At 59.0% G+C, this 25,128-nt stretch carries 26 protein-coding genes and 1 pseudogene; 14 read left to right on the top strand and 13 right to left on the bottom strand.

From position 1 onward, the window contains the following. Positions 1–88 precede the first annotated feature (88 nt). The 10 genes from FLQ03_RS01760 to FLQ03_RS01715 all read left to right on the top strand — a co-directional run bounded on the left by FLQ03_RS01760 (position 89) and on the right by FLQ03_RS01715 (position 8,065). Entirely contained in the window at positions 89–499 is a 411-nt protein-coding gene (locus FLQ03_RS01760; RefSeq protein ID WP_144373802.1) for a hypothetical protein, read from the top strand. 112 nt (positions 500–611) lie between these two features. Further along, positions 612–983 (top strand): hypothetical protein, encoded by a 372-nt coding sequence (locus tag FLQ03_RS01755; RefSeq protein ID WP_206210828.1) that lies wholly within the window; start codon positions 612–614, stop codon positions 981–983. 83 nt (positions 984–1,066) lie between these two features. Then, positions 1,067–1,378 (top strand): DUF5676 family membrane protein, encoded by a 312-nt coding sequence (locus FLQ03_RS01750; protein WP_206210827.1) that lies wholly within the window; start codon positions 1,067–1,069, stop codon positions 1,376–1,378. A 4-nt stretch (positions 1,379–1,382) separates the two neighbouring features. Next, positions 1,383–3,725, top strand: a complete 2,343-nt coding sequence (locus tag FLQ03_RS01745; protein ID WP_144373801.1) for a heavy metal translocating P-type ATPase — start codon at positions 1,383–1,385, stop codon at positions 3,723–3,725. Next, positions 3,722–3,961, top strand: a complete 240-nt coding sequence (locus FLQ03_RS01740) for a hypothetical protein (protein ID WP_144373800.1) — start codon at positions 3,722–3,724, stop codon at positions 3,959–3,961. Before FLQ03_RS01745 ends, FLQ03_RS01740 begins: the two co-directional genes overlap by 4 nt. A gap of 1 nt (position 3,962) precedes the next feature. Next, positions 3,963–4,202, top strand: coding sequence for a DUF2933 domain-containing protein (locus FLQ03_RS01735; RefSeq protein WP_144373799.1), 240 nt, complete (start codon positions 3,963–3,965; stop codon positions 4,200–4,202). After that, positions 4,199–4,846, top strand: coding sequence for a methyltransferase family protein (locus FLQ03_RS01730; RefSeq protein ID WP_144373798.1), 648 nt, complete (start codon positions 4,199–4,201; stop codon positions 4,844–4,846). Before FLQ03_RS01735 ends, FLQ03_RS01730 begins: the two co-directional genes overlap by 4 nt. Positions 4,847–4,857: 11 nt before the next feature. Further along, positions 4,858–5,859: a YncE family protein gene (locus FLQ03_RS01725; RefSeq protein ID WP_144373797.1), complete on the top strand. Its 1,002-nt coding sequence runs from the start codon at positions 4,858–4,860 to the stop codon at positions 5,857–5,859. A gap of 173 nt (positions 5,860–6,032) precedes the next feature. Further along, the gene (locus tag FLQ03_RS01720) at positions 6,033–6,683 is read left to right on the top strand and encodes a heavy metal response regulator transcription factor (RefSeq protein WP_144373796.1); all 651 of its coding nucleotides are present in this window, start codon (positions 6,033–6,035) and stop codon (positions 6,681–6,683) included. Further along, positions 6,680–8,065: a heavy metal sensor histidine kinase gene (locus FLQ03_RS01715; RefSeq protein WP_144373795.1), complete on the top strand. Its 1,386-nt coding sequence runs from the start codon at positions 6,680–6,682 to the stop codon at positions 8,063–8,065. The genes FLQ03_RS01720 and FLQ03_RS01715 overlap by 4 nt, the downstream gene beginning before the upstream one ends. Before the next feature lie 168 nt (positions 8,066–8,233). On the opposite strand, the gene FLQ03_RS01710 is transcribed toward FLQ03_RS01715, so the two are convergent. From FLQ03_RS01710 to cadR, 11 genes are all read right to left on the bottom strand, one after another. Beyond that, a complete protein-coding gene (locus FLQ03_RS01710) occupies positions 8,234–9,706 on the bottom strand; it encodes a multicopper oxidase family protein (protein ID WP_144373794.1) in 1,473 nt (490 codons plus the stop codon). 11 nt (positions 9,707–9,717) lie between these two features. Then, positions 9,718–10,152 (bottom strand): hypothetical protein, encoded by a 435-nt coding sequence (locus tag FLQ03_RS01705; RefSeq protein ID WP_144373793.1) that lies wholly within the window; start codon positions 10,150–10,152, stop codon positions 9,718–9,720. Between the two features lie 121 nt (positions 10,153–10,273). Further along, a complete protein-coding gene (locus tag FLQ03_RS01700) occupies positions 10,274–10,693 on the bottom strand; it encodes a DUF411 domain-containing protein (protein ID WP_240802176.1) in 420 nt (139 codons plus the stop codon). Positions 10,694–10,788: 95 nt separating this feature from the next. Continuing rightward, on the bottom strand, positions 10,789–11,157 hold the full coding sequence (locus tag FLQ03_RS01695) for a hypothetical protein (RefSeq protein ID WP_144373791.1): 369 nt from the start codon (positions 11,155–11,157) through the stop codon (positions 10,789–10,791). Positions 11,158–11,356: 199 nt separating this feature from the next. After that, positions 11,357–11,857: a C40 family peptidase gene (locus FLQ03_RS01690; protein WP_144373790.1), complete on the bottom strand. Its 501-nt coding sequence runs from the start codon at positions 11,855–11,857 to the stop codon at positions 11,357–11,359. A gap of 224 nt (positions 11,858–12,081) precedes the next feature. Beyond that, complete coding sequence (locus tag FLQ03_RS01685) at positions 12,082–12,417, bottom strand: copper-binding protein (RefSeq protein ID WP_144373789.1); 336 nt, start codon at positions 12,415–12,417, stop codon at positions 12,082–12,084. A gap of 2 nt (positions 12,418–12,419) precedes the next feature. Continuing rightward, entirely contained in the window at positions 12,420–15,599 is a 3,180-nt protein-coding gene (locus FLQ03_RS01680) for an efflux RND transporter permease subunit (protein ID WP_144373788.1), read from the bottom strand. Continuing rightward, on the bottom strand, positions 15,596–17,101 hold the full coding sequence (locus FLQ03_RS01675; protein WP_144373787.1) for an efflux RND transporter periplasmic adaptor subunit: 1,506 nt from the start codon (positions 17,099–17,101) through the stop codon (positions 15,596–15,598). The genes FLQ03_RS01680 and FLQ03_RS01675 overlap by 4 nt, the downstream gene beginning before the upstream one ends. Beyond that, positions 17,098–18,342, bottom strand: a complete 1,245-nt coding sequence (locus tag FLQ03_RS01670; protein WP_144373786.1) for a TolC family protein — start codon at positions 18,340–18,342, stop codon at positions 17,098–17,100. The genes FLQ03_RS01675 and FLQ03_RS01670 overlap by 4 nt, the downstream gene beginning before the upstream one ends. Before the next feature lie 90 nt (positions 18,343–18,432). Beyond that, entirely contained in the window at positions 18,433–18,801 is a 369-nt protein-coding gene (locus FLQ03_RS01665) for a hypothetical protein (protein ID WP_206210826.1), read from the bottom strand. A 444-nt stretch (positions 18,802–19,245) separates the two neighbouring features. Continuing rightward, a complete protein-coding gene (cadR, locus tag FLQ03_RS01660) occupies positions 19,246–19,737 on the bottom strand; it encodes a Cd(II)/Pb(II)-responsive transcriptional regulator (RefSeq protein WP_144373785.1) in 492 nt (163 codons plus the stop codon). Positions 19,738–19,817: 80 nt separating this feature from the next. On the opposite strand from cadR, the gene FLQ03_RS01655 reads away from it, so the two are divergent. Both FLQ03_RS01655 and FLQ03_RS19630 read left to right on the top strand, forming a co-directional pair. After that, positions 19,818–22,142 carry a heavy metal translocating P-type ATPase gene (locus tag FLQ03_RS01655; protein ID WP_144373784.1) on the top strand — a complete coding sequence of 775 codons (2,325 nt, stop codon included), beginning with the start codon at positions 19,818–19,820 and terminating at the stop codon, positions 22,140–22,142. Between the two features lie 21 nt (positions 22,143–22,163). After that, a pseudogene (locus tag FLQ03_RS19630) lies at positions 22,164–22,358 on the top strand (TFIIB-type zinc ribbon-containing protein); the annotation flags it as partial. 21 nt (positions 22,359–22,379) lie between these two features. Here the strand turns inward: FLQ03_RS19630 and FLQ03_RS19330 are convergent. Then, on the bottom strand, positions 22,380–22,673 hold the full coding sequence (locus FLQ03_RS19330; protein WP_240802177.1) for a hypothetical protein: 294 nt from the start codon (positions 22,671–22,673) through the stop codon (positions 22,380–22,382). 374 nt (positions 22,674–23,047) lie between these two features. Between FLQ03_RS19330 and FLQ03_RS01645 the strand changes: the two genes are divergently transcribed. Both FLQ03_RS01645 and FLQ03_RS01640 read left to right on the top strand, forming a co-directional pair. Beyond that, positions 23,048–23,500 carry a disulfide bond formation protein B gene (locus tag FLQ03_RS01645; RefSeq protein ID WP_144373782.1) on the top strand — a complete coding sequence of 151 codons (453 nt, stop codon included), beginning with the start codon at positions 23,048–23,050 and terminating at the stop codon, positions 23,498–23,500. Next, the gene (locus FLQ03_RS01640) at positions 23,497–24,150 is read left to right on the top strand and encodes a DsbA family protein (protein ID WP_144373781.1); all 654 of its coding nucleotides are present in this window, start codon (positions 23,497–23,499) and stop codon (positions 24,148–24,150) included. Before FLQ03_RS01645 ends, FLQ03_RS01640 begins: the two co-directional genes overlap by 4 nt. Before the next feature lie 182 nt (positions 24,151–24,332). Here FLQ03_RS01640 and istB read toward each other — a convergent pair whose 3' ends face one another. Then, the gene (istB, locus tag FLQ03_RS01635; protein ID WP_144373780.1) at positions 24,333–25,055 is read right to left on the bottom strand and encodes an IS21-like element helper ATPase IstB; all 723 of its coding nucleotides are present in this window, start codon (positions 25,053–25,055) and stop codon (positions 24,333–24,335) included. Positions 25,056–25,128 lie beyond the last annotated feature (73 nt).

Here is a 25,128-nt window from a genome sequence, read left to right as displayed (position 1 = left end):
ACGCCGCTAATGCGTGATTGACCGTCATCAAGCCCGATTTACGAGCAGCGGTCTATAGTGCCATTGATACATTCAGGAGCCTGTCATCATGCGCCTCACCCAAACAAAAACCCGGCAACTATGTCGCCTGTTAGTGGCGACATGGTGTCTGGTGTTTGCGTTTGGCGTACTGCTTGGTTGTCAGGGGCAAGCGCAAGAGACTCATAGCTTTGCCACGCCGGGTTCCTTGCAGGCTCTGCAACTGACGGCAGCTCACCATGCCGGAACTCACGACGAGACCTCCCTGTGTGAACAAGCCTGCCAGACACTTTCCTCTCCGCTTGCCAAGGCTGATGTCAGCGTTGCCCTACCGCTGCTGTCCTCCTTACTGATTACCTGGTTCTTGCTGCCACCGTTGCTACTATTCCCTCCGGCAATTGGCTCCCATCTGTTTTTGCCTCCCGCCACCGGTGGCACTCCACCGCGGCCACATCTGCTGTTCCAGCGCTTCAACAACTAGCCAATCCAGTATTCCGCCACTGCGACGCCTTGCCTCGTAGTGACTTCGCTCGCGCCTACCACGCAATTGCATGCCATTTCGCTCGCCGTTTTTCACTTAGAGGACTTCGATCATGAATAGCCTGAAGAATTTGTCTGCAGCCTTGCTGCTTGCCGCCATTACCAGCCAGACCCTGGCCGCCCAGCCACCGATGCCTCCCAATGCAGCCAACATGGACATGCAGATGAGCAAGATGCAAACCATGCACGACAAGATGATGGCGGCGAAAACGCCGCAGGAGCGGCAAAAGCTCATGACCGAGCAGATGCAGGCGATGCAGGAAGGTATGGCCATGATGCAGGCCATGGACAAGGACATGATGAATAAATGTGCAGGAATGGCTGATGGCCAGGGGATGGCGGAAATGATGGATCAGCGCATGAAAATGATGGATATGATGCAGCAGATGATGGGGCAGCCCGGCGGCGCGATGCCTATGCAATAGATCGGGCGCCATGATGGTGGGCGCGGAGCGGATTTCGGCGCCCCCCCCCCCGCAGGCTTGAGCCATTCAGTAGGAGTCTCCACATGCAGTCCTCACCCTGGCATACCGGTCGCAGTCTCGCGATCACCATGGCAATCAGTTACACCGTGTGCGCGCTGTTGTACCGGCTGTGGCCGGAGCAAGGCGTTGCCTTCCTGAACGCACTTTTTCACGGGCTGGATTTCGGGCGGCTGGTCACGCCGGCGCCCTTCAATCTGTCCGATTTCTTCATGCCGATGACGGTGCTGCTGGTATGGGGGTTTATCACCGGCACCGTGTTCGGCTGGGTAAGCCGTGGTCTGGATCGCTGCTGTCATCACTCGGCGCCCGGTGCAGCCCACCACGACAAGGAGTAAAGGCATGGCTAACGTCAAAGACCCGGTATGCGGCATGGCGGTGGACAGCGGCAAGGCTGCGGCCAACTATCGCTATGCCGGACAGGAATACTGGTTCTGCTCCGCGCACTGCCAGCAGCAGTTTGTTGCCAGCCCGGCGCGCTATACGGCGGCGCCGGCGCCCGGGCCTCAACATCAGCACGATGCCCCCGCAAGCGCGGAGACCGAACCTGGGGAAAAGGCCAAAGACCCGATCTGCGGCATGCTGGTCAACAAGGCTACCGCGCTGAAGAGCGAACGTGGCGGACGCAGCTATTACTTCTGCAGCGAGACCTGCCTGCGCACTTTCGAGTCGCCGGAAAACGAACTGAAGTCGATGAAAACCCGCGTCACCATCGCCATGACCGGGGTACTGGCGCTGGCGGTGCTGCGGGCCGCCGCCTTCCTCGGGTTGGCGACTGGTGCCACGCTACTGAGTTGGGCGCCGATTCCCAATCTGCCATGGTTCACCTGGGGGGTGTGGCTGTTCCTGCTGGTGACCCCGGTGCAGTTCATTGGCGGCTGGACCTTTTATCGTGGCGCCTGGAACGCGCTGCGCACCCGCAATATCAACATGGACTTCCTGATCGCGCTGGGTACCTCAGTGGCGTACTTCTACAGCGTGGTGGTGATGTTCTTCCCAGACGTGTTGCCGATCAAAGTGGCCGAGCGTGACGTGTACTTTGAAGTCTCCGCCGTGATCATCGCCTTTGTACTGCTGGGGCGTTACATGGAGGAAATCATCAAGAAGAAATCTTCCGCCGCCGTGCGCCGGTTGCTTGACCTCAAACCCGCCACCGCCCATGTACGGCGCGATGGTCAGGAGGTGGAGATTCCGGCCGGTAGCATCATGGTTGGGGAAACCGTGGTGGTGAAGCCCGGTGAAAAAATCGCGACCGACGGCGAAGTCATTTCAGGCCAATCTACGGTGGATGAGTCGATGCTGACTGGCGAATCCATGCCAGTAGAAAAACAGCCCGGCAGCACCGTGATTGGCGGTACCTTGAACCGGGCCGGTGTGTTCAGCTTCCGCGCCACCCGTATCGGGGCGGATACCGCGCTGGCACAGATCATCCGCATGGTGGAAGAAGCCCAAACCAGCACCGCCCACATCCAGCGTCTGGCGGACGAGGTGACCCGCTACTTTGTGCCGGCCGTGATCAGCGTGGCGGTGCTGGCGTTTGTCGGCTGGTGGCTGGCTGGCGATTTCCCGCAAGGGCTGCTGGCCTTCATCGCGGTGCTGATCATCTCCTGCCCGTGTGCTCTGGGCATCGCCACCCCGGCGGCGCTGATGGTGGGCGTTGGCAAGGGGGCGGACGGCGGCATGCTTATTCGCGGCGGTGAGGTGCTGGAGCGGGCGGAGAAACTCAGCTGCGTGGTCTTCGACAAGACCGGTACCCTCACGCGCGGCGAGCCGACGGTAACCGACATCGTGCCTTTCGACGTGCACACCGAGCTGGAGGTATTGAGTCTGGCGGCGGCGGTGGAATCCGGTTCGGAGCATCCGTTGGGTGAGGCGATCGTGCGGGAGGCCGCCCATCGGCAGCTGAGTTTGCCGCAGGCCAGCGCCATCACCGGTCTTGCCGGTCTGGGCATTCGCGGGCAGGTCAACGGCTTGCCGGTATGGCTGGGCAACCGGCGGCTACTGGCCCAGCAGGGCATCGCCACCGGTGTGGCTGATGACGCCATGCAGAGCCTGGAGCAAAACGGCAAGACAGCGATGCTGGTGGGCTATGGCGACAAGCTGGTCGGCATCATTGCCGTGGCCGATACCCTCAAGCCAGAGGCCAGTGAAGCCATCGCCCTGCTCAAGCAGCAACACATCAAGGTGGTCATGCTCAGTGGCGACAACCAGCGTACTGCGGATGCCATTGCCCGGCAGCTGGGGATCGAGCGGGTAATTGCCGAGGTGCTGCCAGAGGATAAGGCCAAGGTTATCCAGCAGCTGCAGCAGGAAGGTGAAGTGGTGGCTATGGTGGGTGATGGCGTCAACGATGCGCCGGCACTGGCTACCGCCGACATCGGTATCGCCATCGGCTCCGGTTCGGATGTTGCCAAGGAAACCGGCGGCATCATCCTGATTCGCAACGATGTACGCGACGTGGAGAACGCCATCCGCCTGTCACGCGCCACCATGCGCAAGATCAAGCAGAACCTGTTCTGGGCCTTCATCTACAACAGCATCGGCATTCCCATCGCCGCCCTGGGGTTCATGAACCCGATGGTGGCCGGCGCCGCCATGGCAATGAGTTCGCTCTCGGTCATCGTCAACTCGGCATTGCTGAAGCGCGTGCCGATCAGTACCCAGGCAGAAGGAGCGACATCATGAAGACCCGTGCCTACCAACTATGCGCGCTGCTGGCGGTCGCCATCATGCTGTTCGTGCTGCTGCGTTTCGGTTTATCGCTGGGCACGCTGTTGCTGGCACTGCTGTTGGCCGCATGCCCGTGGGGCGTGATCTGGCTGAGCTACCGGCTGACACGTCAGGCGGAGTCCGAGATTGATGCAGCCATCGCTACCAAGAAGCAGAACGAACAAAACAGCCAAGATAGCAAAGGAGTCTGATATGCCCGAACACCATGACCAACACAGTAAGCGCAGCCACTGGGTTTTCATCGGCTTTGTGCTGGTGGCTGGATTCTTGCTGTTTACCGAGCACCGGGCACATGTACTGGGGGCTCTGCCGTATCTGTTGCTGCTTGCCTGCCCGCTGATGCACCTGTTCATGCACCACGGCCACGGCCATCAGCATGGTGGCCCATCGTCCCGGCAACACCGGCACGGACAGGATGGAGAACAGCCATGAACGACACCATGCAATCCTACGGCCTGTGGGGGGTGGTGCTGATCAACTCGCTGGTCTTCATCATCTTTGCCTTCAGCTTCACCAAGCCAAAGTCGGCACGGGACTGGCGCTCCCTGGGGATGTTTTCTGCCTTCATCGTGGCGCTGTTTACCGAGATGTACGGCTTTCCGCTGACGATCTACCTGCTGTCCGGTTGGCTGGGCAGCCGTTTCCCCGGTGTCGATTTCATGTCGCACGACAATGGCCACCTGCTTGAGGTGATGTTTGGCTGGAGTGGCAACCCGCACTGGGGGCCATTCCACTTACTCAGCACGGTGCTGATTTTTGCCGGCTTCTGGCTGCTGTCCGCCGCCTGGCGTGTGCTGTATCACGCCCAGCGCCGGAATGAGCTGGCGACAGCGGGGCCCTATGCCCGTATTCGACATCCGCAATACGTCGGCTTCGTCATCATCATGTTTGGCTTCCTGCTGCAGTGGCCAACCTTGCTGACCTTGCTGATGTTCCCGATTCTGGTATGGATCTACTCCCGTCTTGCACTGCACGAAGAGGCCGACATGCTGGCGCAGTTTGGCGAGCGCTACCAATCCTACCGACAGCACACCCCCGCCTTCATCCCCGCCAAGGGGCTGACACAACATCATTAGAGGAATCCCTCATGCGCAAGCTTATTCCCGCCTCGTTGCTACTCGCGTTTTCGCTGGCAGCCACCTCCGTACTGGCGGCGCCATCCGGCACGGTGTTTACCGCCAACGAGCGTGGCAACTCTATCAGCCAGATCACGCTGGCAGATGGTAATGTCACCACCATCCCGCTGGAAATCTCGCCGCACAATGTGCAGGTCAGTGCCGATGGCAAGCGCCTGCTGGCGGTGGGCATGAACATTCATGCCGGCCACCACGGCAGCGGCCAGAGCGGTGGCGAGCTGCAGGTGTTCGAGCTGCCGCTGGGCAGCAAGCCGAACCTGGTGCTGCCGGTGGCCGGGCACCCGGGCCATGTCGTGACCGACCGCGATGGCAAGCTGGCCTTCGTTACCGATGCCGACAACAATGCGGTGCAGGTATACGAGCTGGAAAGCAAGCGGCAGCTCGCCACCATCAACACCGGCAACTACCCGCACGGCCTGCGCCTGAGCCCGGACGGCCGCAGCCTGTACGTGGCCAACGTGAAGAGCGACAGCGTCTCGGTGATCGACGTGGCCAGCCTGCGGGAAACCGGGCGCATCGCCGTGGGCAAGGCCCCGGTACAGGTTGGTTTCTCTGCTGATGGCAAACAGGCCTATGTGTCGCTGAGCGCGGAAAACGCGCTGGGCCTGATCGACACCGCCAGCCGCAAGCTGAGCGGCAAGGTCAAGGTTGGCCGCAATCCGATCCAGATGTACGCCACCCCGGACGGCAGCAAGGTGTTCGTGGCCAACCAGGGCAGCAGCAAGCAACCGGATAACCGGGTATCGGTGGTGGACCCGGCCGCCGGCAAGGCGATTGCCGAGGTGAAAACAGGCAACGGTGCGCACGGCGTGGCGATCAGCAGTGACGGGCAATATGTTTTCGTCAGCAATATCGAATCCGGCACCATGTCGGTGATCGATAGCCGTCAACACCGCGTGCTCAGTACTTACCAAGTAGGCGCCGGGCCAAACGGCATCAGCTACCGCGATTAAGCGGAGACGGTAACGGCGGCTTTCCCAGAGGAAGCAGCCGTTTGCCTAATTGGTAGCTGAATGTCTGTTTTGGCCGAGTTGGAGACGGTCAGGCCTGCCACCCTAGTTGTTGATCTTAAGTCCAAAGGGAGATTGCCAGCGTGGCCTTGCTGCAATTTTGTTAGCTTGGGTGGATTGAATACCTGCGTCTTGGATTGAGTGAGGCGGGCTTTACCGCGGACTTGGCCCACGATGGGCTGGATGGACTGCACCTAGCGATGGAAGGCAACCATGACCTGTTGATCTTGGACGTGATGCTACCCAGCATGGATGGCTGGCAGGTTCTAACCCAACTGCGCCGGCAGCAGAAAACCATGCCGGTGCTATTCCTGACTGCGCGCGATCAAGTTGAAGATAGGGTGAAGGGACTGGAGCTGGGAGCAGATGACTACCTGGTCAAACCGTTCTCCTTTGCCGAGCTGTTGGCACGAGTACGTATTATCTTGCGCCGCGGACGAGGAACGGTGGAGGTTACAACCTTGCAGGTCGCCGACTTGGAGTTGGATCTGTTACGCCGCCGTGTTAGTCGTGATGGAAGACGTATCACACTGACCGCCAAGGAATTTGGTCTGCTGGAACTGCTAATGCGCCGCCAGGGCGAGGTGCTGCCGCGCTCGCTAATTGCCTCGCAGGTATGGGACATGAACTTCGATAGCGACACCAATGTAATCGACGTGGCCATGCGGCGATTACGTGCCAAGGTAGACGATGATTTTGACCTTAAGCTGATCCATACCGTACGCGGCATGGGCTATGTGCTCGAAGTATCGGAGGAGAAAGCGTGAAGCGAAGGTTTTCGCTGACGACACGACTGACTATGTTCTATGCCGCAGTGTCAGTACTGTTATTGGCAGGTCTCGGTATATTGGTCAGCGTGATGATCGACCAGCATTTTGCGGAACAGGATGCTGATGATCTGCGCGATAAACTAGGATTGATCCGCGAAGTGATGAGCACATCATCCAGCATTCCCGCCTTGGCCTCTCGGCTGGATGATGTGGTACACAATCACCGTGACCTTTATGTCCAACTACAAAGACTGGACTATCCTGTTTACGCCTCCCAATCGCCCGCAGCATTTCACTTTCCGTCTCCAGGCACCAATACAAGCCAACAGATGGTAAGTTGGCGGCATAGCGGCATTGACTATCACGGTATGTGTGGCAGTGGGCAGCTCTCCGATACTGATAGCACGACGTTGACTATCTGCGCAGCAATTGATACCCGACGACACCAACATTTCATTGGCATGATTGGTCAATCACTGGCTGTGTATATCTTACTGTCGGCACTAGTTGGAGGCTTGTTAGCTTGGTGGGTGGCACACAATGGCTTAGCACCGTTGCGTGCCATGAAAGCGAGGGCACAGGCAATCACTGGCCAGCGCTTGGAAGCCCAAATGCCAGTAGAGTCTGTACCGGTGGAAATGGCAGATCTAGCAGAGTCCCTGAATGCCATGCTTCGCCGACTACAGGGGGAATTTCGCAAGCTGTCGGAATTTTCATCCGACCTTGCGCACGAGTTGCGTACCCCCATCAGCAACTTGCTCACCGAAACACAAGTAGCTATTTCCATGCCACGCTCTGCGGCTGAGTACCGCGACATTTTGGCATCGAATGCCGAGGAATTTCAGCGTTTGGCCCGTATGGTGTCTGACATGTTGTTTCTGGCCAAGGCCGAGCATGGTCTGGTACTGCCAAGCCGGGAGCGGATTACCATCGAGGATGAAGTGGCGGCGTTGCTGGAGTTTTATGAGGCACTGGCGGAAGAGAAAAACATCCGTTTACAGCAAACCGGTCATGGCATCATTTGGGGCGATCGCTTGATGTTGCGCCGAGCCCTCAGCAATCTACTGTCCAATGCACTGCGTTACACACCGACTGATAGTGTGGTTAGTATTCTTATTCAGCAGGATCAGCAAGGAACCACCGTCAGTATCAGCAACCCCGGCCCCACCATTCCTGCCACGCAATTGCCACGGTTGTTCGACCGCTTCTTCCGGGCAGACTCTGCTCGTGTAGTTGCAGAGTCTGACGGGGCTGGGCTGGGATTGGCCATCACCCGCTCAATTGCCGAAGTGCATGGGGGGGGTATTGATGTCACGTCTGCCGACGGATGGACTTGTTTTACACTACAGTTTCCCGCTAGTGCCACGGCAGATGGCTGATCACCCCTCTATCTTGCCGAGGACCACCACGCCACCCACGCCTGAGAGAGTAGGCAGCTTAAGTGCCGCCCCTCCCCCAGCCTTTACTGATAACGAGTGTATGGACCTTGCCCAGGCGGATGCCCGGACAAGGTAGAAAAGCTACCAGCTCACTGGCCGGCTTATGACTCAGATAACCTTCAGTTGCCCCATCATGCCGGCAGCCTCATGTTCCAGAATGTGGCAGTGGAACATGCGGATGCCGGGCCAGTGCTGCACCGTCTTGATCCGTACCGTTTCACCGGAACGCAGGTTGACAGTATCCCGCCAAGCTTTGAAAGGTTCGGGCGTTATCACGCCATCTATTTCGCGGGATTGCACCTGGAACTGAGTGCCGTGCAAGTGGAACGGGTGATCCATATCCGACTGGTTGACGATTTCCCAGAGCTCGACCTCGTTTACCCGGCTAGTCAGATCGATACGATTCATGTCGTACTGCCGACCATTCACCAGGAACTGCATGCCATGCTGGCCGTTGTCCATGGTCATCTGCTCGGAGAACACCACTTGCTTGCGGGCGACCGGAGCCCCCAGGTCGGCAATTGTGGTCAGTTGGGAGGGCAATGCGGCCAACTCGCTGTTGGCAACCGCGGAGAAATCCACATTCAGGATGGCAATCGCCTGCTCGGGAGCGACTTTGCCCATTTTGCCGCGATCGTAAATGGCCCCCGTCAACGTGGCAGTGTCGTGCCGACGGCCAGCATCCACCACCAGCTCGGCCCGCTGACCTGGCGCCAGCAGGTATTCGTTCAACCCCTGAACAGGCTTTTCAATTAAGCCGCCATCGGTACCAACCAAGGTGAACTGGCTGCCAGGCAGCTGCAAGCGCAAGTAACGCGCACTGCAGGCATTCCACACCCGCCAGCGCTCACGACCTTGCGCAGCGAAACGCAAGTTTGGCCGCTGCTGTGCATTCACCAGCACGAACTGCCCCTCGCGCCCGTTCATCCAGTCGTTACTGTCATTGAGTGCAATGAAACCCGACTGGTCGAGCTTCAGATCAGACAGAATCAGATGCCGCTCAGGTATGCCCGCTAGCGGGTCATCCTTGGCCAGGACAATGAATCCGCCAGCCAGGCCACGGAATGCCTGCTCGGCGGTAACTTCATGTGGGTGGGGGTGATACCAATAGGTGCCAGCACTACCTACTGGCAGAGTGAAGCGGTAAGTGTGCTGCTGTCCAGGCAACACCGGCTGCTGTGGATTACCATCCTGCTCCGGTGCTACTGGCAACCCATGCCAGTGAATCGTGGTGGGTTGAGACAGGCGGTTAATCAACGTGATTTCTACCGTGTCGCCTTCGCGTACCTCGATCAATGGGCCGGGCAGCGTATTGTTATAGGCCCAAAATTCGGTTGGCCCAGTCTTAAGCAGAGGCACACTCACCGGAGCCGCCGTCAGCGTGGCACGGAACATGCCGGCTTCGGTACTTTGGTTGGCCAGTCTGGGCAGTGCTTGTAGATCGGCCCCCGACGGCAGCAACGCTGGGTTCAGCAACGCCATACCGGCAGGTGCCAAAGGCATTGTTCCAGCCAGTGCCTTGAGCGAAAAGCCGCCAGCGCCAGCCAACAGCATACCTTGCAGGAAAGTTCGTCTTTGCATGTTGATTCTCCTTACTGGGCCATTGGCATCGACATCATGGACGACTGCTGATCCATCATCTTCATCATCATGTCCATCATCTGACCGTCCCCATGCATGCCCATGCCGTCGGCACGACTGCCGGTAGTCCTGCCGCGTTGTTGGCAACCATCCATCCGCATCTTCTTCATCATGGCCATGCCATCTTTCATCGTCTGCATGGCAACCTGCATCGCGGCTTGGCGCTCTTCCGGCGTTTTTGCGGCCAACATCCTGTCGTGTGCCGCCTGCATCTTCTTCATCTGTGCATCCATCGTTTTATTGGTCCTGGCCTTACTAGCAGCAGGAGCCGACTTGAGTACGGCGGATGGGGCCGAGGTATCGGCATGATGGGCTTCATTGGCCCTTACAGTTACGACAGAAACGGTTAATGCCGTAGCAATCAGTAATTTCATCAGTGAAGTCATGTTGGTATCCAATTCGGTTAGCCAGGCACGAGGGTCCCTTTGATGAGGGTTGGCCAAAGCGCAAGGCAAGGTTCAACCATCGAGGGGCCCCCTCGTCTCTATCAAACAACGTGAATGTCAGTTAGAAGTCACCGTACAACGTGCTGGTCTGTGGGCTGCGAGCCATGCTGTAGACCGCCAGACTGCCCGGCTTTTCGGGCCCCATGCCGGGGCTGTTAGCCGGCATACCAGGCACCGCCAGCCCTACCAATTGAGGCTTACTGGCAAGCAGCTTGCGGATAGCGGCCACCGGCACATGACCTTCCAGGCTGTAGCCGGCGATACGCGTGGTATGGCAGCTTTCCATGCCGGGAATCACGCCAAACTGCTGTTTGAGTTGTGGCATATCGTTACGGTTAACAGCGGTTACCTGGAAGCCGTTTTGTTTCAGGTAGGCGATATACGCCTCGCAGCAGCCGCAAGAGGGACTTTTGTAGACAGTGGCGGAAATAGCAGCCAGGGCCGGCGCACTTGCTACACCTAACAGGCTGGCAAGTACCACGGTACGAAGTAAAGACATAATTGCCTCCTACTTGATGGTGTTCGACTCAAAGCCAGCCTGCTGCGAAACATGCCGCAGGCTGCGATAGCAGAGGGTCAAACCAGCAAGGGAGGACGATGCGGAGGGGTGATGACGATGCTGGAAAGTCTGGCCGGCTGCGTCGGCAACATGGGGCCAGACACCTGTATCGCAGCGACAATCAAAGACTCATGCCCAAGCAAGGAAGGAGCACAAAGTGGGCTACAGCTCAGTGAAGAACAAAGCAAGCCGTGGTGTTTCACCATAGCCATCTTGTCGGCTGGCTTAGACGCCTTGTCTTCATGGCATGCGACTTTTTGCATTGCCATGCAATCAGTTACTTGCACCGCGCTATTCAGTACTATCGCATCAACATCTGCCGCCAGCACATTAAGTGCAGGCAGCATCAGCAGGACCATGATGAAAATGCGGCAAAGGGTCTTCATGGCTATTACCATAGCACCGTCTACTTGCCCATGCATGCGCCCATGGCATGAAAGCGTAATTGATTTGATGTACATCACAACAACAGTAGGTTGATGTCCTTGGCACAAAAAGCGAGGGACTATTTTGCAGCCTCGCAGCTTACGACAGCCTTCCGATGTAACCGGAATGTCGGTCGATGGGCACAACTTCTTGACGGTGCTAGTCACGTATACCGTTTGGAGGAGTCAATACACGCCTAGCTCCATTGAAACGTTTTACCCAATACGGCAGAGTCATATCACTGATACCGATATTCTTACCCGTACGGGGTGCATGAATAAATTTACCGTTCCCTAAATAAATTCCACTATGGGAATAGCGGAAACCACGAGTATCAAAAAACACGATGTCCCCGGCTTTCAATTCATTGCGCGCGACTGATCGTCCTTGGCGAGCCTGCTCTGCTGCCGTCCTGGGTAGATTCATGCCCACTGCTTTTAAAAACACATAGCGGATCAAACCACTACAGTCGAAACCAGTAGCAGGGGAGTTCCCGCCAAAACGGTAAGCGATGCCAGTCAAGCTCATAGCTTGTAATAGCAGGGCGCCGACAAGGTCAGAGCTCCCCCCGGCCTCTACTGCTGGCGGCTCCTGCTCAGGTGTAATAGGCGCAACATGGCTTGCTCCTAAGCTAGGCAAGCACATGGATAACAAGATCATGCTCACTAACCCAAAACGAAATCGACTGGTTATTCCGTAAAACACTTCCAACTGAATGACCCCAATACTGTTGATCAGTACCGAACGATTCCGACTATACGTCCAGCAATAGTTTTCAAAATACGATTGTCGAATGCACTACTTTGTGCTGTGATGTAAATGCTGGCGCAATACTCCTGAGTTAATGGGGATGGACATCACTGGCCATTCCCACCAGACAGGCTTTAGCCGATGATCTTAATGCTAGTGATCACCGCCGACATCCCTTGAGCCTGAAACTCGAACTTCACTTTCTTGCCAACGGCGAGCCCCTTGGCCAACTCCGGCTTGGCCAGCCTGAACGCCATAGTCATCGCGGGCCAATTCAGCTCCTGCACCGGACCATGCGACAGCGTCACCATGCCAGCCTTGGCATCAAGTGCTTTGATAACCCCCTCTCCATGAGCCAGCTGACCCGTCGGTTTCACTGTACTTGTGATGCCGATTTCGGCGGCCTGGGCAGGGAGCACTACGGCGAGGCCGAACATTGCGGCAAACAGCATAGAAAGTAACTTGGACATCTTTATTTCTCCTGGATAGGTTGGCGAATACGGGTTGATTCAGGCTGTGCCTGAGATGGCTGTTTTTTGGCCCTCATCAAGCGATACGCGGCCGGAATCACGAACATTGATAGCAGTGGCGCGGTGATCATGCCGCCAACCATCGGCGCGGCAATGCGGCTCATCACCTCGGAGCCAGTGCCGGAGCCGAGCAGAATCGGCAGCAGGCCGGCCAGGATCACCGCTACTGTCATCACCTTGGGACGCACGCGTAATACCGCCCCCTGCCGGATCGCCTGATCGAGCATGTGCACATCCAAGATGAGTCCATGCTCCTGTCGCTCGGCCGCTGCCTGTTTCAGGTACAGCAGCATCACAACCCCGAATTCCGCAGACACCCCGGCCAGCGCAATGAAGCCAACGCCGGTCGCTACCGACAGGTTGTAGCCCGCCAGGTACAGGAACCACACCCCGCCTACCAGAGCGAACGGCAGGGTCGCCATGATCAGTGCGGCCTCGTCCAGTCGGCGGAAGGTCAGATAGAGCAGTACGAAGATGATCACCAGCGTCGCCGGCACCACCAGCTTCAATCGGGCGTTGGCGCGCTCCATATATTCGAACTGCCCCGAGTAGGCGAGGCTGATACCAGGTTCCAGCTTCACCTGTCTGGCGATGTCGGTACGCAGTTCAGCGACGACCGAGGCTAGATCTCGGCCACGCACGTCGACGTATACCCAGCCCGACGGGCGGGCGTTCTCGCTTTTCAACATTGGAGGGCCATCGTTGATGCGGATGGTAGCGACAGCACCCAGTGTGATCTGCTGCCCCATTTCAGTCAGGATCGGCAGGTTGCGCAATCCTTCCAACGAGTCACGGATCTCGCGTGGGTAGCGCACGTTGATCGGGTAGCGCGCCCGTCCCTCAATGGTTTCACCGATGTTTTCGCCACCGATAGACGTCGACACCACGGCCTGCACGTCGGCAACGTTGAGGCCGTAACGCGCCGCCGCGGCACGATCGATATCAACGTCGACGTAGCGCCCACCGGTCAGCCGTTCCGCCAGCGCGGAACTGACGCCGGGAACGCCCTTGGCGACCTGTTCCACGCGTTGTGCCACCCGGTCAATCGCCGCCAGATCAGTACCCGATACCTTGACCCCGATCGGGCTCTTGATGCCGGTAGCCAGCATGTCTATGCGGTTGCGGATCGGCGGTACCCATATGTTGGACAACCCCGGCACTTTGACCACCCGGTCCAACTCGTCGACCAGTTTTTCCGGGGTCATGCCCGGTCGCCATGCGGCGCGCGGTTTGAACTGGATGGTGGTCTCGAACATCTCGATCGGCGCTGGATCGGTGGCGCTCTCGGCGCGACCCGCCTTGCCGAACACGCTTGCCACCTCGGGTACGGTCTTGATCAGCCGGTCGGTCTGCTGCAGCAACTCGGCTGCCTTGGCTGCCGAGAGCCCAGGCAACGCCGACGGCATGTACAGCAGGTCACCCTCGTCCAGCGGCGGCATGAACTCTCCGCCGAGCCGGCTGACGGGCCACAGGGTAGTCAGCAACGCCAGACCCGCAACGACCAGCGTCGTCTTTGGCCGGCGTAGCACCGCATCCAGCAAGGGACGATAGCAATGGATCAGCCAACGATTGAGCGGGTTCTGATGTTCATCCGGGATGCGGCCGCGAATCCAGTAGCCCATCAGGATCGGGATCAACGTCACCGACAAGCCGGCTGCCGCAGCCATGGCGTAGGTCTTGGTGAACGCCAGCGGCCCGAACAGTCGACCCTCCTGCGCCTGCAGCGTGAACACCGGGATGAAGGACAACGTGATGATCAGTAGAGAGAAGAACAGCGCCGGGCCGACCTCGGCCGCCGCCTCGGTCATCACCCGCCAATGTGTTTCTCTCTCCAGCGTTTCGCCCGGGTGCTTGTGCCGCCAGGTTTCGATGTGCTTGTGCGCGTTCTCAATCATCACCACGGCCGCATCGACCATGGCACCAATGGCAATGGCGATACCGCCGAGCGACATGATGTTGGCGTTGACGCCTTGCTCCCGCATCACGATGAAGGCGATCAGGATGCCCAGCGGCAGCGATACGATCGCTACCAATGCTGAGCGCAGGTGCCACAGAAACACTGCACACACCACCGCCACCACGATGAACTCCTCAATGAGCTTGTCCTTGAGGTTGTCCACGGCACGGTCAATCAACTGGCTACGGTCATAGGTTGGCACGATCTCCACCCCAGCCGGCAGACTGGACTTGAGTTCGGCCAGCTTGGCTTTGACGGCCGCGATGGTCTCGTGCGCGTTCTTGCCGGAGCGCAAGATCACCACCCCGCCGACGGTCTCGCCCTGGCCGTTGAGCTCACCGATGCCGCGCCGCATCTCCGGGCCGAGCTGGACCGTGGCGACGTCGCCCAGCTTCACCGGCACCCCGGCTTGCGAGGTGGTGAGCGGGATGGCGCGGAAGTCATCCAGCGTCTTCAGATAGCCAGAAGCACGCACCATGTACTCGGTCTCGGCTAGCTCCAGTACCGAGCCACCGGTTTCCTGATTGGCTTGCTGAATCGCAGCGACCACCTTGCTTTGCGGGATGCGGTAAGCCGACAGCTTCAGCGGGTCGAGTACCACTTGGTACTGCTTCACCATGCCGCCAACAGTGGCCACCTCGGACACGTTGGGCAGGCTCTTCAGCTCGAACTTGAGGAACCAGTCCTGCAGACTGCGCAGCTGGGCGAGGTCATGCTGTCCGCTCTTGTCTACCAACGCATACTCATACACCCAGCCGACACCGGTCGCGTCCGGCCCCAGCGAGGCCTTGGCGGAGGCGGGCAGCCGGCCCTGCACTTGGTTCAGGTACTCCAGTACGCGCGAGCGTGCCCAGTAGAGATCAGTACCGTCCTCGAACAGCACGTAAACGAAGGAGTCGCCAAAGAACGAGTAGGCTCGCACCGTCTTGGCGCCCGGTACCGACAGCATGGTGGTCGCCAGAGGATAAGTCACTTGGTTCTCGACGATCTGCGGCGCCTGCCCCGGGTAGCTGGTGCGGATGATGACCTGCACATCGGACAGGTCGGGCAGCGCATCAAGCGGGGTGGTTTTGACCGCCCACACTCCCCAGACCGCCACGAACAGCGTGGCAAGTACCACCAGGAAGCGGTTGGCGACCGACCAGCGGATGAGTTTCTCGATCATTGCCCACCTCCGGTCTTACCGAGTTGCTGCACCACGTAGTCACTGCCGTTCTGGCTGAAGCCGAACGAGACACTGTCACCCGGTTTCAGACCGGCGGCTAGCTCGGGTTTGGCGAGCTTGAAGGTCATGGTCATCGCCCCCCAGCCGAGTGTGGCAACCGGCCCGTGTGAAATGGTGATCTCACCGGCCTGGATGGCCTCCACCTTGCCAATCGCCTGGTTGAGCGTGGCAGCTTTGTCGCGGGATAGCTGAGGAGCTGTCGTGGTGGACGCCGCGCCTCCGTCCAGCCGTGCTAGCACACCCTTGAGGCTCGCTTCGGAGTCAATCAGGAACTGACCGGAAGCGACCACCTTCTGCCCTTCCGTCAGCCCCTTGAGCACGACGGTCTTGCCGCCAGACTCCCGGCCGATCTGTACCTCGACCGGCTGGTAGTGCCCGCCGTCGGCGGCGAGGAGTACCACCGCACGCGTACCAGTGCGAATGATGGCTTCGGAAGGCACCACGATTGCTGGTTTACCCGTTCCCGCCTCGACGCGCACTTGGGCAAACATGCCTGGCTTGAGCCGGCCATCCCGGTTGGGCAACTCGATGCGCACGCGCAGGGTCCGGCTATCGGTATTGGTTTGCGGCAGCACCGCGATGACCTTGCCCTTGAACGTCTCACCGGGATAGGCCGTCAACTGCGCCACCAACGGCTGTCCGGTCCGGACACGACCAGCCTGAGCTTCGGGGACGGCCGCCTCCAGCCATACGCTGCCCAGCCCGTTGACCCTGGCCAGCGTCATGCCCATGCTGACGGTCATGCCACTGCGTACGTCCAGCTCCTGGATGACGCCGCCAAGCGGGGTAGAAATGGTGACAATGGGGTGAAGGGTGCCGGTTTGCTCGACGCGGCTGATCAGCGACTCCGGCATCCCGGTGAGGCGCAGGCGCTCCCGGGCGGCATTGGCCAGCGCCTTGTCGCCGGTGTTGCGCATGGCCAAATATTCCTGCTGGGCGCCAGCCCACTCCGGCACCAGCAGATCGGCGATGGGGGCGCCGGCTGAAACCACATCGCCCGTGGCTCGGGCATACACTCTTTGCACGAAACCGGCACTACGAGCCTGGACGACGGCGACTTCCCGCTCGTTGAACCCGACGGTCGCCACCGCGTCGACCGCTTCCGTCAGGGTCTTGGATTCGACCATGGTGAGCCGAATACCCAGGTTCTGCACCACGTCGGGGTTGATCTTGACCCCGGCAGCCTCGCCCCCTTCGTCGGCGTACTTGGGTATCAGTTGCATGTCCATGAACGGCGACTTGCCCGGCTTGTCGAAGTGCTGGTTCGGCATCATCGGGTCGTACCAGTACAACACTTTGCCGCCTGTGGCGTCGGCCGCCGTGGCTGCAGGGCTTGCCGTGTGCTCGGTCTGACCTTGGCGGGCCAGCCAGTAGCCCCCGCCGCCGCTTGCCAGTGCCACAGCCACCACCAGGGCGACGAGTTTGCATTGCTGCTTGTTCATGATGCGTTCTCCCCATAGGCGAAGTAGAGTCGGGCGGCGCTACTGGCGCGCTGGTAGTCCAGCTCGATGAGCTTGAAGCGCTGTTCGATCAACTCGCGCCGCGCCGCCAGTACCACCGTCAACTCGGCCTTGCCCGCTTGGTAGCTGGCGGTGGCCAGGTCGACCTTTTGCTGCGCCAACGGCAGCCATTCTTGACGGGCCCGATCCAGCTGGCGACCGAGTGCGACGTAATCCGCCACGTTGCTGTCCAATTCGTTGGCATGATCGCGTAGCAGCGCTTCGCGCTCGGCCTCGATCCTGGTCAATTCCTGCTGCCTGGCCGCAATGTTCGGGTCCTGGCGTGTCCTGGTGAAAAGCGGTAGGTCAAAGGTGAACTGCAGCGACACCATGTCGCCGAACTGGGCACCCCGTTTCTGGTAGGCCAACTCCACACCCCAGTCCGGTTTTTTCATGGCGACTGCTTCGCTTACTTCGGCTTCAGCCTTGTGCGCCGCCGCGCCGAATGCCGCGATTTCCGGGTGCTGGGACAGATGCAAGCGCAAGCTGCCGGCATCGAGGTTGAATGCTGGTGGTTCGCCTGCCAGCGGTTCATCGGCCGCGGGACCGATCAGGCGGCGCAGCTCGGCCTTCGCCTTGGCCAGGTCGCGAGTCAGGTCATCGTGCCGATCGGCCAGTTGGGCGGCCTCCTGCTTCGGCATCACCGCATCGGCGGGCTGGGCACGACCTGACGCAATCTGCGCCCGAACCGCCGTGGCAAGTAGCTGGCTCTCCCGTCCGAGCGCATCAAACAGCGTCAGCTTGCGCTCCAGGGCGTATCGGTTGAGCCAGGCGAGCGCGACCTCACGGCGCACCTTGAGGCGAACCATCCGGTTTTGCGCTTCGGCCACCTCGATCTCGGCCGCGGCGACCTCGACCCTCGCCCGGCGCTTGTCAGCGTTGGGGATTTCCTGCATCACGCCAACCTTCTGCATGGTCATGAAATCCTGAGTCAGCGAGCCGCGCATCGGTCCGGTGATCGGGTAGTTGTCGATCCCGACGAACAGCTTCGGGTCCGGCAAGGCGCCAGCCGGCATGGCAGCGGATTGGGTGGCACCGATTTGCGCGCGTTGGGCGACAAGTGTCGGGGACGTATTTACGGCTTGCTCAAGTGCCGAGTTAAACGTGAGCGGTGCGGCCTGGGCAAGGCCGAGCAGCCCTGCCAGCGACAGCTGCAGGGGGAATCGTATCCAGCGAGGGGACATGTTCTAACTCCATGGCGTGACAGGTGCGCGAATGCGCACGGCAGCAACCCGGGCGACGAGAATCGCACCGGATCGGGACGTCAAACGGAGTCAGGACTGAGGGGGGCGCCACAACCCGGACGGGTCATGGGAACGAATTACGGTGTCGGGATAAATGGCAACAACGGCGCTGACCGGCAAGGGTTGGAACGCCAGAGAAGCCAGTACGGGAGAAAAGACCTGGCCGAGCTTGCACTCCTGCCCCGGCTTGCATGGGGTGGGCAACTTGGCCTTCGACGATTTCTGGCTGCCCACCTTGTCCATCTGGCAGCAATCGTGATCGGCCGACATGCCCATACTGTGCGCCATGTCAGACTGCATCGGGCAAGGCGGGATTTGCGGCATGGCAAGTGCCGGCGTGCCCAGAAACGGGATCGCCAGCATCAGCACAAGAGAAAACATAAGCCGCAGCAATTTCATGGGGACGAAGTGTATGTGAAAGTGACTGAAAAAGGAAAGCACCCAACACCAGAATAGCTGTTTTCTGATGAGCAAGCCGCCAATATTCACATGGGTTCTGAATAATCTCTTTGCCCGAGCGGTAGTTCAGCCAATACGGCTAGGGACGGGTCTGTCGATGTTCACAAACAATACATTCTGTCAAAACACGGGTCGCCAAGTGGCTGGTTTGCATACGCTGGGTGAATTAACAAAGTGATGCGAAAATCAATCGAGTCTCTGTTTGGTGCAAGCCTTTTGGTGCGCAATTACGTCAAGTCTGTCGGGCGAAACTGAGGCGGATCCGCACCAACTCGGCGACACGCAGGGGCCACCTCGGTCTGCCGAGGTTGTCCGACCCAGAGGGTAGATAGCTCCGACAGACTTAATTGTTTCCTCTCACCGACAGAGGAAAATCCAGAGCTTTCATTTTTGCGTTTCCCCGTGGTTATGGACATCGCTGTTGCTATGGCTGCCGGAAACGTGGCTATGTGTCAGCGCCGGGCTGCGCCAAGCGGTATCGCCTGGGTGGTCGAGCTCGCGCAGGATGCCGCAGTCGCGGGTGGCCCGTGCGGCATGGCACTGGCTACGCAAGTCGATCAGTTGGCCCTCCAGTGCCCGCAGTTCGGTCATCCGTGCCTGTACGTGCAGCAGGTGGGTGTCGATCAGCTCGTTGATGGATTCGCAGCTGGCATCCGGTTGCTGGCGGGCGTCCAGTAAGGCCCAGATCTCGCCATGGGTCATGTCTAGTGAGCGGCAGCGACGGATGAAGGTCAGCCGGTCGAGGTGGCTGAGGTTGTACTGCCGATAGTTATTGCTTTCGTTACGCACTGCCGCGTGTAGTAGACCTTCGCGCTCGTAATAGCGCACCGTCTCGACGGGACAGCCGGCCTGTTTCGCCAACTCACCTATTTGCATGCTGTACCTTTCTCCGCTTGACCCTGTAGTTACTTCAGGGTGTTCAATGCCAAGCATACGACGAAAACCGGAGTTCCACCATGTCCAGCTGCTGCGACCACGACCACCATGACAAGAAACCTGCCACCGGGGCGACATCACAGGATCAGGCGACTACCAGCCAACCCCCCAAGCACCGCATCATTCCAATCACGGGACAGCTGCAACAGTCACCGCACGCGCATGAGCACAACCATGATCACGCTGCTAGCGCCTGCTGTGCCCCTGCGCCGGCCAGCTTCGGCAGTCTGGCGGCTGCAGAGGTGGTGGATGGCGGGGTGCGTACCTCGATGCGTATCATGCAGATGGACTGCCCGACCGAGGAAGCGCTGATCCGTAAGAAGCTGGGCGGCATGGCGACGGTGAAGAGCCTGGAATTCAACCTGATGCAGCGCGTACTGACGGTAGTGCATGCCCCCGACGCGCTGGAGCCTGTGATGGATGCGGTGCGTTCGCTGGGTTTTCACCCGGAACTGCCAGATGCCAGTGGTCAGTTGGCCGCTAGCCAAGAAACAGCCAAGCCGTGGTGGCCGTTGGCACTGGCCGGCGTGGCCGCGCTGGCATCGGAGGCTGCCAGCTGGATGGGGCTGCCCGGCTGGTTGGCCGCAAGCCTTGGTGTTCTGGCAGTGGCCTTGTCCGGAGTCACAACCTACAAGAAGGGCTGGGTGGCGATCAGTAACGGCAATCTGAATATCAATGCCCTGATGAGCATTGCGGTCACCGGCGCTCTGGCGCTGGGACAATGGCCGGAGGCCGCCATGGTGATGGTGCTGTTCACTATTGCCGAACTGATCGAGGCCAAATCGCTGGATCGGGCACGCAATGCTATTTCCGGCCTGCTAAAGCTGGTGCCGGAAACGGCAACCGTGCAACAGGCGGATGGTTCCTGGCAGGAAGTCGACGCCGGCAGCGTAACGGTGGGCCGCATGGTACGGGTCAAGCCTGGCGAGCGCATCGGGTTGGATGGTGAAATCGTCAGCGGTCGTTCTAGCGTCAACCAGGCGCCGATCACCGGCGAGAGCCTGCCTGTGGATAAGACCGAAGGCGACACGGTATTCGCCGGCACCATCAACGAATCTGGCTCCTTTGTCTACCGGGTGACCGCCGCCGCCAGCAACACCACGCTCGCGCGCATCATTCATGCGGTGGAGGAGGCACAGGGTGCCAAGGCGCCGACTCAGCGCTTCGTGGATCAGTTTGCCCGTGTCTACACACCGGCAGTGTTTGTCATTGCGCTGCTGCTTGCCATCCTGCCGCCGCTGCTGTTGGGTGCCAGCTGGCATGACTGGATTTACAAGGCGCTGGTACTGCTGGTGATCGCCTGTCCGTGTGCGCTGGTGATCTCTACCCCGGTTACCATCGTCAGCGGCCTGGCTGCCGCTGCGCGCCACGGCATTCTGATCAAGGGCGGCGTCTACCTGGAAGAAGGCCGCAAACTGGCCTGGCTGGCACTGGACAAGACCGGCACCATCACCCACGGCAAACCCGAGCAAACCGACTTCGAGCCGCGTGTCGCGCTGGACGTTGAGCATTGCCGCCACCTGGCAGCCAGCCTGGCTGGCCGCTCCGACCACCCGGTGTCGCAAGCCATTGTCCGTGCGACCAACCTGGGGGCCGGCGCGCATGCGGCGGTGGATGGCTTCGAGGCGTTACCTGGTCGCGGTGTGCGTGGCGTCATCGATGGCAATACTTACACTTTGGGCAACCACCGTCTATTGCATGAACTCGACCTGTGCAGCCCAGCATTAGAGGTAAGGCTGGATGCGCTGGAGCGCCAAGGCAAGACGGTTGTGATGCTGAGCGATAGCAAGCAGGTGCTGGCCTTGTTCGCAGTGGCGGATACGGTGAAGGATAGTAGCCGCGCTGCCATTGCCGAGCTGCACCAACTGGGGGTCAAGACGGTGATGCTGACCGGCGACAACCCGCACACTGCGGAGGCGATCGCGCAGCAAGTCGGTATCGACCAGGCGCGCGGCAACCAGTTGCCGGAGGACAAGCTGCAGGCCGTGGCATCCTTCGAACAAGAGGGCACCGTGGGTATGGTAGGTGACGGCATCAATGACGCACCTGCACTCGCGCGCGCCCATATCGGCTTCGCCATGGGCGCCATGGGCACCGATACCGCAATAGAAACCGCCGACGTGGCGCTGATGGATGACGACCTGCGCAAGATCCCGACCTTTGTGCGTCTGTCGCGCGCCACCCGAGCGATACTGGTACAGAACATCACGCTGGCATTGGGTATCAAAAGCGTATTCTTGGTGCTAACGCTGTTGGGACTGGGCACTATGTGGATGGCGGTGTTCGCCGATGTGGGTGCCAGCCTGCTGGTAGTGGGTAATGGTTTGCGTCTGCTGCGCAAGTGAACTAGGGTTGGCCGCAGTCTCATGGAACCTGCGGTGTGGTGGTGGGTCTCAATACGCCATTGCGCTGCAAGTTCTATCTGTGGCACCCCCACGCTCAAGGCAGATGTACTTTCTGCCAAACTGTCATCTCATCAAGGAGCGACCATGAAGTGCCCAGTCTGTCCCGATGTCACACTGACCATGACTGAACGGCAAGGAATAGAAATCGACTACTGTTCGCAATGTCGTGGTGTGTGGTTAGACCGCGGTGAGCTGGACAAGATAATCGAGCGCTCGGTTGGGGACACTCGCCCAGCCCAGAACGCCCAGCCGTTCCATGCACCGCCAACACCACAACCTTACGGTAGTCATGGCCATCAACATCGCCAGCATGAATACCATGAGCGCAAGCACGGCCATCACAAGTCGTTCTGGAAAGAGCTGTTCGACTAGTTTCTGATGGCTGATGACCTCCGCATGCGTATCTTCCGCTTTATCTACCTTTTCCTGGCGCTGGTGCTGCTGTCGCTGCAAGCTATGGGCATGCCACATGGTGGCAGTGTCTGCACCGATGCGGCGGTACGGTGTTGCGGACAAGGGGGTAGCGGTAAATTAGACGATGGACAAGAGCCTCCCTCGGTCGATGCGGATTGCTGCGCCTTGCAGGCTGGCCCGCAGCCGGTTGCCAGCATGGGCTTGTCTGGCACGATAATGGCACCGCAGCAAGCCTGTGAACCTCACCCGCTGACGGGACGTGCCGTCGCGCCCCCTCTACGCCCCCCTACAGCCTGTAGTTCATTCTGCTGATCGATACAAGGCGATTAGCGGTGGTTTCCATGCCGCTATAACTATTGTGTCGTGTATCCCGTTGACCGTTACCGGCTTGTCCGGCCTCGGTATATCTCCCGTCTGACAAAGACCATCCCATGACATCTCTGGAGCTTTCCGCACCGGCACGGTCGAACCCTACGGCCTGGTTGCTGGTTTTTGGCGCCTGGCTGCTGGCCACGGTTGCCACGCTTGGGGCGCTGTTTTTTGGCGAAGTGATGTTGCTACCACCCTGCGTATTGTGTTGGTACCAGCGCATCTTTATGTTTCCCCTCGTTCTGATTCTGCCGCTGGGGCTGTTCCCCTTCGATCGCAAGGTGGTGCGCTATGCGCTGGCTCTGGCCGTGCCTGGGGCACTGATCGCGACATTCCACTTGCTACTGGTGGCTGGGGTGATTCCAGAGGCCATCCAGCCTTGTTCACAAGGCGTACCGTGTTCGGCCACGGTAATTGAGTGGTTTGGCTTTATCACCATCCCGCTGCTATCCGCAGCTGCTTTCTTCACCATTATCGCGTTGCTGTTGGCAACGTTCTTTCGAGCTTGCAAATGAAACAAAAAACCATATTCATCTTGGCCGCTGCTGCCTTGCTGTTGAGCTTTCTGGCCACTGCCGTCATCTACAAGAACAACCAGCGTGAGCAGGCTGAGCAGCAGGCTAGCGCCAATCGCGAAGCTCTGGTGCGGGTGTATTCACCGACCCTTGGCAACGCAAATGCGCCGGTAGTACTAGTAGAATTTTTTGATCCAGCCTGCGAAACCTGCCGGGCGTTTTATCCACTGGTCAAGGAGATGATGGCGGCCAACCCAGGCAAGATTCGCCTGGTTTTGCGCTACGCTCCTTTCCATGCTGGTTCCGACCAGCTGGTGGCCGCATTGGAGGCAGCACGTCGACAAGGAAAATTCTGGGAAGCGTTAGAAGCGCTGCTGGCAGAGCAGGACAATGTTGCCCAGAACCATACTGTAGAAACAGATCGTATCTGGAAGTACTTGGATGGGCTCGGATTAGATCTGAACAAGTTGAAAGCCGATATGGCATCGCCGGATATTGCCAATGTGATTGCTCAGGATCTAGCTGATGCACAAACCCTGAAGGTGAGCAAGACGCCAGAGTTCTACGTCAATGGCAAGCCTTTGCCAAGCTTTGGTTTTGAGCAGCTCAAGACACTGGTGGCAGAGGAGATTGACAAGAGCAAGCCCTGAGCATGGCTTACTCCAGCCATAATAATCAGCAAGTCTAGTCGGTGAGAGGGTATCCGTCTGGATGTCGTCTGACTATACAAAGAAATTCAAGTCAGTGTTTTTAGCTTACCGAGCCCCATGAAATGGGGCTCGGTAATTTTATAACTGGCCAGCGGCTTATAAGACCGCTGGTACGCACAATATTACGTTGCTTTTTTACCAGCAATATTTTGTGCCTTGCGCAATGACTCTCCGGACAGTTGGATTTGATACGAGCCGTGGATGATACGATCCATCAGTGCATCTGCGACCGCTTTGTTGTGAAATGTGTCATGCCAAATGCTCATCGGCATCTGACTGGTGATGAGTAGCGAACACTTCCCCAAGCGGTTGTCGATCAACTCTAGCAAGTCGTTTTCGGTACGCCTGGAAAATGGTTCAATCCCCCAGTCGTCGAGGATCAGCAGGTGGAATTTGCTGAGCTGCTGCAGACGTTGCACAAATGTTGCGGTTGCACGTGCTGCTGTCAGGTTTTCCATCAAGATCGGTACGCGCACAAAATAGCATGACAACCCTTCGCGACACGCCTGGTTGGCTAGCGCACAGGCCAACCAGGATTTGCCGGTACCGGTCGGACCGGTAATGACCAAGCTGTGCCCGTTCCTGATCCAGTCCAACGAAGTTAGTGAATAGACCGCTGCCTTGTCCAGATTGCGCGGGGAGCGATAGTCGATGTCTTCCACACAGGCATTCAGCGGGAGCGATGCCCGCTTTAGCAGGGTTTGCAGACGTTTGTTATCACGCTGCGTAATTTCACGATCGACCATACTGCGCACTCGTTGCTCAAACGGCAGTTCACTCGACATCGGCGTGGCCAGCTGGCGAGCCAAGTCTTCGGCCATGCCAGGCAGTTTCAGGAGGTACATGAATCGCCCTCACTTTCCTAGATACCTCGTGAGCCTCACACTAGGCCCTACAAGGAGGTGTCATGAGCAAGCC

Source organism: Vogesella urethralis (genome assembly GCF_007644045.2).
Taxonomy (GTDB): domain Bacteria; phylum Pseudomonadota; class Gammaproteobacteria; order Burkholderiales; family Chromobacteriaceae; genus Vogesella; species Vogesella urethralis.
The sequence above is the reverse complement of the archived record's forward strand: the minus strand, read 5'-3'. Positions and strand labels throughout refer to the sequence as shown.

What these genes read in the sequence shown, in the direction of transcription:
- FLQ03_RS01760 (WP_144373802.1), top strand. Translation starts at nt 89, where the DNA reads ATGCGCCTCACCCAAACAAAAACCCGGCAACTATGTCGCCTGTTAGTG.
- FLQ03_RS01755 (WP_206210828.1), top strand. Translation starts at nt 612, where the DNA reads ATGAATAGCCTGAAGAATTTGTCTGCAGCCTTGCTGCTTGCCGCCATT.
- FLQ03_RS01750 (WP_206210827.1), top strand. Translation starts at nt 1,067, where the DNA reads ATGCAGTCCTCACCCTGGCATACCGGTCGCAGTCTCGCGATCACCATG.
- FLQ03_RS01745 (WP_144373801.1), top strand. Translation starts at nt 1,383, where the DNA reads ATGGCTAACGTCAAAGACCCGGTATGCGGCATGGCGGTGGACAGCGGC.
- FLQ03_RS01740 (WP_144373800.1), top strand. Translation starts at nt 3,722, where the DNA reads ATGAAGACCCGTGCCTACCAACTATGCGCGCTGCTGGCGGTCGCCATC.
- FLQ03_RS01735 (WP_144373799.1), top strand. Translation starts at nt 3,963, where the DNA reads ATGCCCGAACACCATGACCAACACAGTAAGCGCAGCCACTGGGTTTTC.
- FLQ03_RS01730 (WP_144373798.1), top strand. Translation starts at nt 4,199, where the DNA reads ATGAACGACACCATGCAATCCTACGGCCTGTGGGGGGTGGTGCTGATC.
- FLQ03_RS01725 (WP_144373797.1), top strand. Translation starts at nt 4,858, where the DNA reads ATGCGCAAGCTTATTCCCGCCTCGTTGCTACTCGCGTTTTCGCTGGCA.
- FLQ03_RS01710 (WP_144373794.1), bottom strand. Translation starts at nt 9,706, where the DNA reads ATGCAAAGACGAACTTTCCTGCAAGGTATGCTGTTGGCTGGCGCTGGC.
- FLQ03_RS01705 (WP_144373793.1), bottom strand. Translation starts at nt 10,152, where the DNA reads ATGACTTCACTGATGAAATTACTGATTGCTACGGCATTAACCGTTTCT.
- FLQ03_RS01695 (WP_144373791.1), bottom strand. Translation starts at nt 11,157, where the DNA reads ATGAAGACCCTTTGCCGCATTTTCATCATGGTCCTGCTGATGCTGCCT.
- FLQ03_RS01690 (WP_144373790.1), bottom strand. Translation starts at nt 11,857, where the DNA reads ATGATCTTGTTATCCATGTGCTTGCCTAGCTTAGGAGCAAGCCATGTT.
- FLQ03_RS01685 (WP_144373789.1), bottom strand. Translation starts at nt 12,417, where the DNA reads ATGTCCAAGTTACTTTCTATGCTGTTTGCCGCAATGTTCGGCCTCGCC.
- FLQ03_RS01680 (WP_144373788.1), bottom strand. Translation starts at nt 15,599, where the DNA reads ATGATCGAGAAACTCATCCGCTGGTCGGTCGCCAACCGCTTCCTGGTG.
- FLQ03_RS01675 (WP_144373787.1), bottom strand. Translation starts at nt 17,101, where the DNA reads ATGAACAAGCAGCAATGCAAACTCGTCGCCCTGGTGGTGGCTGTGGCA.
- FLQ03_RS01670 (WP_144373786.1), bottom strand. Translation starts at nt 18,342, where the DNA reads ATGTCCCCTCGCTGGATACGATTCCCCCTGCAGCTGTCGCTGGCAGGG.
- FLQ03_RS01665 (WP_206210826.1), bottom strand. Translation starts at nt 18,801, where the DNA reads ATGAAATTGCTGCGGCTTATGTTTTCTCTTGTGCTGATGCTGGCGATC.
- cadR (WP_144373785.1), bottom strand. Translation starts at nt 19,737, where the DNA reads ATGCAAATAGGTGAGTTGGCGAAACAGGCCGGCTGTCCCGTCGAGACG.
- FLQ03_RS01655 (WP_144373784.1), top strand. Translation starts at nt 19,818, where the DNA reads ATGTCCAGCTGCTGCGACCACGACCACCATGACAAGAAACCTGCCACC.
- FLQ03_RS19330 (WP_240802177.1), bottom strand. Translation starts at nt 22,673, where the DNA reads ATGTGGCATGCCCATAGCTTGCAGCGACAGCAGCACCAGCGCCAGGAA.
- FLQ03_RS01645 (WP_144373782.1), top strand. Translation starts at nt 23,048, where the DNA reads ATGACATCTCTGGAGCTTTCCGCACCGGCACGGTCGAACCCTACGGCC.
- FLQ03_RS01640 (WP_144373781.1), top strand. Translation starts at nt 23,497, where the DNA reads ATGAAACAAAAAACCATATTCATCTTGGCCGCTGCTGCCTTGCTGTTG.
- istB (WP_144373780.1), bottom strand. Translation starts at nt 25,055, where the DNA reads ATGTACCTCCTGAAACTGCCTGGCATGGCCGAAGACTTGGCTCGCCAG.